The sequence below is a fragment of the Microcoleus harperi Pol14_C6 genome, assembly GCF_036701295.1.
Classification (GTDB): Bacteria; Cyanobacteriota; Cyanobacteriia; order Cyanobacteriales; family Microcoleaceae; genus Microcoleus.
In genome coordinates this window covers 62,255-72,293 of the sequence record NZ_JAUBQN010000021.1, presented here as the reverse complement: position 1 = coordinate 72,293, position 10,039 = coordinate 62,255, and the positions used below count along the sequence as shown (strand labels likewise).

Genomic DNA, 10,039 nt, shown 5'->3' with positions numbered 1-10,039 from the left:
CGTGACTGCATTCGCGAAGCGTTGCATCTGGCAAATTACCTAACTCATCCAGCAATATCTAACTTTGCTTGAGCGCCAAGCGAGAAGGCGTAGGGTGTCCATTTTCCCAACGATGAATCGGGGAAAGGTCATCCCTAATTCATCCGCCAACTTTTTTTGAGACAGGTTCAGCGCTGGCCACCGTTCTCGTACCAAATTACCCATCGCTGGTTTTTGACCCCTAAGCCGTTCTATTTTGAGAACCCCCAGAAGTAACAGGTATAAAGCTGTTTATATTTTACACCTTTGGCAGATTCCAGAGGTCAGTCGTCACTCTCAAGATATATAGCCATCCTTGCAGGAGTCGTAATTTTTTTATCCCACCCCAACCCTCTCCGAACCCGTTCTGAGAAAGTAAGAAATTCACAAGTGATGCGAGGATGGCTATATGGAGTCAATCTAAAATCTCAAATAGACTAACTTGCTTTAAATTCCTTTGAGGAGCGATCGCCAATCCCGACAGCGTTTCAGGTAAATGCGAGCTACATGATCGCTGGGATTTGTTCGCAAACACTCTTCAAATAATTTTCCCGCTTCTCGGAATTCCTTGCGATCGCACAGTAACATAGCTTCATTATATACAGACAAATTTGCTAGCTTTGCCGACAAAATTTCCGGCGGATCTGCATCAAATACCTCATAGACTACGACATATTGAGATTTTCCTTTTACCTGTACTTTATCCACAATTCTAATAGCATAATCTGTTGGATTTCGCAACCGTTCCAACGTCTGCTGAGAAATTAACAGAGGTACGCCGTAATCTTTGGTCAATCCTTCAATGCGAGATGCTAAATTAACAGCATCACTAATCACAGTGCTGTCCATTCGGCTTTTACCCCCAACTGTCCCCAGCATCAAAGAACCCGAATTGATGCCAATTCCAATTTTAACCGGGACGTAGCCGACACCTTGACGGTATTCGTTGTAATTTCTGAGGATATTTAGCATTGCAATACCCGCTTTTACTGCATCATCGGCAAAGTCACTAAACAAAGCCATAATTGCATCGCCGATGTATTTGTCAATAAACCCGTTATTCCTAGTAATGGCAGGCTCCATCCGCGAAAGATAAGCATTGATAAATTTAAAATTTTCTTGGGGAGTCATAGTTTCTGAAAGCGTCGTGAAATCCCGAATATCCGAAAATAGCACCGACATTTCCTGCTGTACTTGGTCGCCTAAATGGACATCTATAATACTTTCATATCCCAACAAATTTAGAAATTGGTGAGGCACAAATCTACCGTAGGCATCAGTTAACTCTGATTCGGCATCCAGGGATTTTTCTAAATTTTGGTTGAGGTCAAATAGTTTCTTAATAAATAAATGGCGATCGGCTTCAGCTTCTTTGCGTTCCGTGACATCTTGAAAAACTGCGATCGCAAAAGCAACTTTGCCACCCTCGTCAAAAATTGGCGTTCCCCAAATCTCAAGGGGAACTTTCTTGTGGGGTTGATGAATTTCTAGATCCTCAGCCGTCGCGTTTTCGCCCCTCAAAGCTCGGACGATCGGCAAATTCTCAAAAGGGTAAATAGTGTCAGTTCCCGCAATATAAATTTGATAACTTTCTGACAAACCCTCAACTGCGTTTAATGGCAAAACTCCTTGACCGAGTAACTGCTGTCCTGCGTGATTTACGTAGTAAGGTTTGCCTTGAGAATCCAGCACGAGCACACCTATGGGAATCGCTTCGAGAAATTGAGCCAGCTTGATTTCGCCTTCGCGCACCGCCTCGAATGCACGAGATCGCAACTCAGTTTCAACGGTATCGGAATGTTGAGCAGTAGTTTCCAGCAAGATTTCCAGATCCGCTTTTTCTTCCTTCAAGTCTTCCACTTGCTGGCGCAATCTTTCTATCTCTAAAAGTAGCTGTTCTCTAGATGGTTGTTCTTCCAGCATAACTCGAGAATTTGCGCCTCGACTAACAAAAAATTTCTCAACAGCTCGCACCCTAAACGTCATCGTTTTTCTATATAAAATCCAATTGCAAACCAGGCATCAGACGTTGGAAATTCCTCAAAGATTTACCGTGCCAACCTATGCTTTGAGAGCCTTGTACCGCCATTTGCACCCTGGCTGTTTTGCGTACCTGGATAATAAACTTAGATAGCATATTGATGCCAGAACTGTTCAAAAATTCTAACTGCTGCAAATTGAGGGTAATTTTCGTCGGTTCCACGTCGGCAACCTTCGTCAGCAACTGCGCTATCGGTGCGTACTCTGCAGGCCCGCTCAGCCTTAGAGATCCAATAATACTCACGGTTGCCGTTGCTGGATCGTAACAGATTTGGTAATCTTCTGTATTAATTTCCATAGTCACAAAAAAAAGTCCCTTAGATATTATCGATCGCCAGCGTTGGTTATACTGTTAATTGCACCATAGTTGTCACTGCAATTACTTCCGGGTCTTTTTGCATGGTCTGGAATTTCCAGCCAAGTTTGGCGCTATAATCGGTGAGCATCGTCAACAAACCCAATCCAGAATTTGTGCAGCTTTCGTCAGCAGCATTTTTTTCCAGCCGCTGAATGTAAAGTTCGTTGGGTTCCGAGGTCAGCAACTGTTGAATGTAAGCCTGAAACTTGTCCACAGCTTGCGGAGAGATGCTGTTAGCAACTGAGAAAATCACTCCGTCGGTCTCTAATTGCAGTTTAATGTAGATCGGGTACTCCGAAGTTTCATTATTAAATTTCATGGCATTTTCCAATAACTCATTTGCAATGTAGCTAACAGCGCTTTTTATTTCAGCTTGTTTTTCAATTGTCGAGGGTTCATTTTGTTTGCCCGGAAAAAAAGTCGTCAGGTAGTCAGCCAAAAAATCCGCCGACAAACCATTGTTCCGCCACCGCTGCTTGAGAGGAACCGAACTCGGAGAAAATCCAATTATTAAGTATTCTTGGCTAGCGGGCTGCTCGATGAAATTACCTAAAATCTGAATCATATCGATTTGAGAGCTAAAGTTTGAGATGAGGGACATCACTAAATATATTTTAAACTTTAGAAAGGATATCCAAGTAGTTATTTTTGTTTGAGTACCAACAACGTGATATCGTCAAAAACTTTTTGTTTACCGATGTGCGATCGCACGTCCTTAATTACAGCGTGCCTAATTTCGGTAGCCGAACGCTGCCAATAACTTTCTATTACCTCTATTAACCTATCTAAACCATAAAGCAGTTGATCCGTACTTTGAGCTTCCGTAATCCCGTCAGTGTACAGCACAACCACATCTCCTGAATGCAAGTGCACAATTTTCTCAGCAAAAAATTCAGCAATATCTGCATCAAGCCCGATCGGGAAACCCAAATCGATTGTATCAAAGCGCTCGACAGAACCGTTACACCGCACGACAATCATTTCTTCGTGCCGGGCAGTCAACTTCAGCATTCCTTGCTCATAGTCTAGCAAAGCAAGGCTGGGGTGTTTATCGGATTTCCTTCACTTCACATTATCGTAAGTTACACTGTTAATAGAACTTAAAAATCTCACCGATCGGGTTCATTGTAGGCGAGCAAAGTTCGGACAGCCGTTTGAACCATAATCATTAAAACGCCACTCTCCAATCCGTTTCCGGTCACATCCCCATGCCGATTTTTACTCTACCTTTGTGCTGGAGTACGTCGTAATAGTCGCCGCCTACTTCCTCAGCAGATTCCATAAATCCCGCAATATCTAAGCCGATAACTTCCTTGAGTTCTCGGTCTTTCGGTAGCAGCATCTGCTGAATTTTGCGAGGAACGTCTAGTTCAGCGCTCATTGACATATATTCAGCTTTTAGGCAATCGTTAAGAACAGTAATTTTTTGATTTGCCGCAACTAAGGCATCGGCAATTTTGTTAAATGCACCCACAACTTGCCCCTGTTCATCTCTGTTATCCAAAATAATTTTCGGGTCGAAATTGTCAGTTGCCATTTTTTTAAAAGTTTCGTAAAGAACAAATACAGTTTGCATAACTGCCCTGTAAAAAGACACAAATAGATAAATAAAAAGATCTAATATTGTTAACACTAAAACTAAAATCAATTATTTTTTATTAACAGAACCAGCAAGCCAATACTGAAAAAAGTCTAATAAATTTACAGTTTTATCTCGATTTTAAAACTTGCCTTTAAAGCCAAATTGCTTCCAGTGATGGATGCGTAATATTTTAGTGATCCAGTTTGATATATTGTTTGATATAATTGCTTATTTAGCTGCTTAACCAGAGAGTTAAATTTTATTAAATCCTGTGTTAATGCCGAGCGCAGATTCCCCTAATTATCGTTGCTAAATGTACCTTTTATATTAAGTACCAAATCATCATTTATTTCTCTCAATCGTCTGGAAAAAGTAATCAATTGCGCTCTTTCTTCTGGTAGGGCATCGGAATTCAGGCTAATTTTTTGAGAAACAAGCCTAATTTATGACAAATATTTTTCCATTTGTGGAAGCTGAGGAAAAGTAGTAGTTATTAAATAATATGTATCCAAATCTTGGTCTCAAATCAGATTAGAACTATCGCCTACGCGAGCTTTCAGTCTATCAATATCTGTAGCTAAACGTTGATAGACAAAAGCGTAATCTTCTCAACTCAAATGGCGAGGACGTTTAAACTTTTACCAACTTTGATAAACTTTATAAAAAATTTCACTGGACATTAATATGTTTCCGACCTGGCTATCTGTATTTGCTATGGAGTGAAAGTTGTTGTATACTTTTGCTTCTAAATTTTTGAGGGATTTTGAAGTACTTAAATTAGGATTTAAACTCTGATAATTTAACTGTTGAAGTTTCGGTATGTATTCCCTTTAATGGGGCAGTGGTCGCAGGTATTCATTCCCGTAGATTTCTTTTTTAGTAAAATCAACCCTGCTGTTAATTTCGGAAATCAACAGGTACATGACCAAGGTTAACGGTATTGCAAAGAGAAAACCGACCAGGAGATTTTTTTGAGAATAACTCAGCCGATTCATTAAATGGATTGCCAGGGATTTCCTGTTCATAATGGATAGATGTCAACAAAATTGTACTCAGAAAGTAGCCTTTGCTACTAAATTAGTTGCGAGGACGGTCGCTCTAGAAAACCACAATGCTAATACAATTAATCAGCGATAGCTGGTTTTATTTCTAATGCGTTTTCGTCCTGTTGCAACAAATATGGCGACATCCCTGTGATATCATTGGCTCAGCTCGCCTCCCACAGTCTAAAACACGTTTAGCAGGTGTGGAACGAAGAATAGTAATTTGTACTGAGATTGGGGGGTAGGATTAGAGGCTTTTAAGAATATTTACTTAAGCATAAATTTTTCTTAATACCCTGAGACAAAAAGTAAAAATTAAGTAATAACTGGGTAGTGCAAGTTTCCTGAAGCACATCAGCCGGCAGCGAGTAGGAAATACTTGTGCCATACCAGCAACTAGCAGTCAAGTCGGTTCTGCACAAAGGAACCAATAGCACCAGCAAGAGTGTCTAAATAAGTATCTGCAGTTGAGTGTTCAGGAGCGATCGCCAATTGTGTAAAGTGAGGCAGAGGGCGTATGATGAAAAGAATCTCCATAAATAAATTTCAAAAGAATAAAAACCGAGACCAAAAGCAGCCTAATCCTGTAATCTTGGCTTTGGTGCTGACAGGGATTCTAGTATGGGAAATGTATCCGGCGCTAAGACATACCGCAGAAGCTAAGGCGGGCGCTCTCAAATCTTCCCTTGCCCAGTTGGAAAAGCAACCGCAGCAAACCGCGCAGCAATTTTCCTCAGCAGCGGTGCCCAAAAAAATTAGCTATTCGGTATTGGCACTTAATACTCTGATTTCCGAACCGGGCAATTTGACCGAGGCTACGCGCCAAAATCCCCCGAACAAATTGCCCGCAACCGTGGCAGCAGCCATTCGCCAAGAGTTGTCGGACTCCACTGGCATTGCTGCTGACAAGTTGAAAGTAACTGAATCCAGCGGACAAAGTTGGCCGAATACTTGTTTAGGACTCGCGAAAGCAGATGAAATTTGCGGTCAAATGATTGTCGAAGGTTGGCGGGTTGTGGTCTCTGATGGTAGGCAAACTTGGGTTTACCGTACTAACGCTAGGGGAAATATCTTGCGTTTGGAAAAGAAGTTAGCTCGGTAAATTTGAGCCGGTCAAATCAAAAATAAACTTCATTTTGGAACAGGCAAGATGCCTGTTCCACAAAGAGTGAATTTTCTTGTGGGTGGGGAGAACAAACAGGCAAGATGCCTGTTCCACAAAGAGTGAGTTTTGTTGTGGGTGGTTTCTTGTGGGGTGGGGTTCTAGCCCGCCCCTTACTTTAATTTGGGAGCTGGTTTCTTTCGATGATCCCGCCGCCCAACAGCACGTCTCCGTCATACCAAACGGCCGCTTGTCCGGGGGTAATGCTCAACTGCGGTTCGTCAAAAATCAACTTAACTCTTGTACCGCCGGTTTTTTCCTCTGCTGGGAATGGTTCCACAGGAATAATTGTAGCGGGGACGGGGTGCGATCGATATCGAATCTGTACCTGAGCCCGAATCGGAGCCGTCGGTGCAGCTACAGAAACCCAATTCACTTTCTGGACTGTACATTCAGATTCTACTGCCAACTGTCGATCGCCCACAATTACCCGATTGCCAACAGCATCAAGTTCAATCACATACAGCGGTTCCGGTGCAGCAATTCCGAGTCCCTTCCGCTGACCGATTGTGTAGTGGTGAACGCCGTCGTGCTGTCCGAGCACCCGCCCTGACTTGTCCACAATGTCACCCTTTTGCGGCGCAATGTACTTATCCAGAAAAGCCCGCATCGAACCGTTACTTTCCACCAAGCATAAATCCTGACTTTCCGGCTTATCAGCAGTTTTCAAGCCAAATTCCGCCGCAATTCTGCGAGTTTCTGTCTTGGTAATTTCCCCCAAAGGAAATTCCGTACCCGCCAACAAATCCTGTGTTAGATCGTACAAGAAATAAGACTGATCTTTCCCAGGGTCGATCGCCCGCAGCAACTGATAGCGACCCGTAGCAGCATCGTAACTAATCCGAGCGTAGTGCCCTGTAGCGATTTTTTCAATTCCGAGTTCTTCGCGAGCATACTTAAGCATTGGACCGAACTTCACAGTTTTATTGCACTGCGAACAAGGCAAAGGCGTAACTCCTGCACTGTAACCCTCCACCAAATAATCGACAATACTTGCCTGAAAGACCTCGCGGCTGTCAACAATGTGGTGGGGAACGCCCAAATCTTCGCAAATTTTAGCGGCATCGACCATTCCCTCAGAGCAGCACTGACCTTTGCCCTTCATCAACCACAGCGTTAAACCCACCACTTCATATCCCTGATGGTGTAAAATTGCGGCTGCTGCGGAACTATCGACCCCGCCGGAGAGGCCTACAACAATCTTGTTCATGGTTGGGGAGAAATTGCTATTTTACTGTTACTTTGTTCGATCGAGCTAATTTATTGTAGCACTAAAATACTACAAACTGCGACTGCTGCTGTTAGCTGAAAGCTTACCACCACTGTAATCGAAATGACTATTCAAAAATTTGTTGTTACCGCCGACCAAATGCGGCAAATAGAAACGAGAATCTTTGCTGCTGGAATGCCAGTCGCAGCTTTAATGGAAAAAGTCGCGGGACTGATTGCTAGACGCATTCAGGAGCTTTTGAAGGTGGAAGGAAGTGGGGCAACTAGCAGTGGACGGGATTTAACGGATAGAAGGAAAAGGGAAGAAGGGAAAAATCTTGTTAATTCTCAATTGCCAATTATCGGCCTATTGGTTGGGCCCGGACACAACGGCGGCGATGCTTTGGTTGTTGCCCGCGAATTGCACTTTCAAGGGTTCCAAGTAGTTATTTACTGCCCGTTTTCTAAACTCAAAGAACTCACCAAAAATCATGCTGATTATGCGCGTTGTTTGAATATTCGATTTGTTGACAAAATTGAACTGCTGAAAAACTGCGATTTGCTCGTAGATGGTTTATTTGGATTTGGATTAGAACGAGAAATCAATAACGCCACTGCGGCAGCTATTAACGAAATAAATAATTTAAATATACCCATTTTAAGTATAGACATTCCATCGGGAATTCATACAGATACCGGAGAAGTTTTGGGAACTGCTATTCGGGCAAAACATACATTATGTTTGGGTTTGTGGAAAATGGCATTTCTGCAAGACAGAGCATTAGAATATATCGGCAGTTCCGAATTAATTGATTTTGATATTCCCGCAGCAGATATTGCAGCAGTCTTGGGGGAAACGCCGGCAATACAACGCATTACAACAGCCTCGGCAACTCAGCATTTGCCGTTACCCCGATCGCCAATTTCGCACAAATACACCAACGGTCACTTACTAATTATTGCAGGTTCCCGCCGCTACAGCGGCGCCGCAATTTTGGCAGCATTGGGAGCAAGAGCAAGCGGCATCGGAATGCTATCAATTGCGGTTCCTGAGTCAATTAAATCGATGTTAAGCAGTCAGTTGCCAGAGGCATTAGTTATAGGATGTCCCGAAACCCAAAGCGGTGCAATTAGCGAGTTGCCAGTAGCAATTGATTTGAGTTCTTATGATGCGATCGCCGTAGGGCCAGGTCTGACATTGGAAGCGGCAATAGCTGTAGAATCTGTACTGGAGAGCGATCGACCTCTGGTTTTAGATGCTGACGGTTTAAATATCCTCGCTCAACTCGGCACAGTCCCGATTTTGTCGGAACGCTCAGCACTGACAATTATCACGCCTCACCCGGGCGAATTCAAGCGTTTATTTCCCGAATTAGCCGACGAAACAGGCGACGATCGAATTGCCGCAAGTCAAGCCGCGGCTCAGCTTTGTGGTTCAACGGTATTGCTCAAAGGAGCCAGAGTTTGCATAAGTTGGAAGGAGGAAGGCGATTCCCTAGGGGATAGCTACGCTTCACGTACCATCACCTACCTCAATCCCGAAAGCACCCCAGCCCTCGCCAGAGGCGGCAGCGGCGACGTTCTTACAGGCTTGTTAGGGGGACTATTAGCAACTGCGATCGCCCGCAAATCCCCCCCCCAATCAGTTGCAGCAACAGCAGCTTGGTGGCACGCTCAAGCCGGAATCATGGCTGCCAAAGAACGGACGGAATTAGGAGTAGATGCCTTTACTTTGACACAGTATTTAATTCCCACATTGCGAGAATTTGCTGAGTAAACAATCAACAGTAGTTGTTAGGGTGCGTATCCCGCATCTTTGTATTGGGTAGGCGTCCACCGCGCACCTTACCCCTTGGTTTGTAGTGACAACGAAAGTCCTCATAAAAATATTACAACTTGCATTCCTTATGACAAACCAACGGGTAACTCAAACGAGTGACACTCACAGGAGTGACACTCCAAAAAGTGACTGTGCATCCACAAATCCCGCCAGTTATACCTGAAATATCAAAGACTAAAACTTAAATCTTGAGAGGAACCACATTATGTACACCGAAGAAAGAAGCTTGAACAATGAAACTATGGCTCTCGTCGCCGATACTACTGCTCAATCAACTCTGGCATTTGCTGAAACCACGGGAGTAAACAAACCCACTTTACAAATGGGTTCAACAGGTCAAGCTGTCAAGGAACTACAACAACTTCTATATCATTGGGCATATTATTTCGGCCCGATAGACGGTATCTTCGGTGTGCAAGTTCAAAACGCGGTCAAAGGCTATCAACACCGCGTCTTTTTAAAAGAAGATGGGATTGTCGGCCCTCTCACTTGGGAAGCACTATACTCTGGTGCACCTGTGAATATGCCGATCGTCATGAAGGGCAGTTCCGGTAATGCTGTTAAAATTGTTCAGAATGTCTTGAAAATCAATGGATACTATTTCGGCTTTATTGACGGATTATTCGGGACGATGACAGATGTAGCAGTGCGACAATTGCAAATTAGCATGGCTTTACCGCAAGATGGAATTGTCGGCTACAGAACTTGGCACGCCCTCAGCAAGTTACCGCACTAATGACGGGTTGGATTCACTTTATTACTTAGTCCGCTTGGAGTGGACTTTTTT

General features: G+C 43.6%; 9 protein-coding genes. 3 read left to right on the top strand and 6 right to left on the bottom strand.

Annotated elements, in window-relative coordinates; genetic code table 11:
* Positions 1–465: 465 nt before the first annotated feature.
* From QUA27_RS15825 to QUA27_RS15805, 5 genes are all read right to left on the bottom strand, one after another.
* On the bottom strand, positions 466–1,941 hold the full coding sequence (locus QUA27_RS15825; RefSeq protein ID WP_333068991.1) for an adenylate/guanylate cyclase domain-containing protein: 1,476 nt from the start codon (positions 1,939–1,941) through the stop codon (positions 466–468).
* Positions 1,942–2,011: 70 nt separating this feature from the next.
* Positions 2,012–2,356, bottom strand: a complete 345-nt coding sequence (locus QUA27_RS15820; RefSeq protein ID WP_333069021.1) for a slr1659 superfamily regulator — start codon at positions 2,354–2,356, stop codon at positions 2,012–2,014.
* Between the two features lie 46 nt (positions 2,357–2,402).
* Positions 2,403–2,981 carry a slr1658 family protein gene (locus QUA27_RS15815; protein ID WP_333068990.1) on the bottom strand — a complete coding sequence of 193 codons (579 nt, stop codon included), beginning with the start codon at positions 2,979–2,981 and terminating at the stop codon, positions 2,403–2,405.
* 77 nt (positions 2,982–3,058) lie between these two features.
* Positions 3,059–3,427 carry a PP2C family protein-serine/threonine phosphatase gene (locus QUA27_RS15810; protein ID WP_333068989.1) on the bottom strand — a complete coding sequence of 123 codons (369 nt, stop codon included), beginning with the start codon at positions 3,425–3,427 and terminating at the stop codon, positions 3,059–3,061.
* 187 nt (positions 3,428–3,614) lie between these two features.
* Positions 3,615–3,953, bottom strand: a complete 339-nt coding sequence (locus QUA27_RS15805) for a hypothetical protein (RefSeq protein WP_333068988.1) — start codon at positions 3,951–3,953, stop codon at positions 3,615–3,617.
* A 1,605-nt stretch (positions 3,954–5,558) separates the two neighbouring features.
* Between QUA27_RS15805 and QUA27_RS15800 the strand changes: the two genes are divergently transcribed.
* Positions 5,559–6,143, top strand: coding sequence for a DUF8738 domain-containing protein (locus QUA27_RS15800; RefSeq protein WP_333068987.1), 585 nt, complete (start codon positions 5,559–5,561; stop codon positions 6,141–6,143).
* Positions 6,144–6,321: 178 nt separating this feature from the next.
* On the opposite strand, the gene mnmA is transcribed toward QUA27_RS15800, so the two are convergent.
* Positions 6,322–7,413 carry a tRNA 2-thiouridine(34) synthase MnmA gene (gene mnmA, locus QUA27_RS15795; protein ID WP_333068986.1) on the bottom strand — a complete coding sequence of 364 codons (1,092 nt, stop codon included), beginning with the start codon at positions 7,411–7,413 and terminating at the stop codon, positions 6,322–6,324.
* A 123-nt stretch (positions 7,414–7,536) separates the two neighbouring features.
* On the opposite strand from mnmA, the gene QUA27_RS15790 reads away from it, so the two are divergent.
* Together QUA27_RS15790 and QUA27_RS15785 are read left to right on the top strand one after the other, a co-directional pair.
* Positions 7,537–9,189, top strand: a complete 1,653-nt coding sequence (locus QUA27_RS15790; protein ID WP_333068985.1) for an NAD(P)H-hydrate dehydratase — start codon at positions 7,537–7,539, stop codon at positions 9,187–9,189.
* Between the two features lie 268 nt (positions 9,190–9,457).
* Positions 9,458–9,988, top strand: a complete 531-nt coding sequence (locus QUA27_RS15785; RefSeq protein WP_333068984.1) for a peptidoglycan-binding domain-containing protein — start codon at positions 9,458–9,460, stop codon at positions 9,986–9,988.
* The last annotated feature ends 51 nt before the right edge of the window (positions 9,989–10,039 follow it).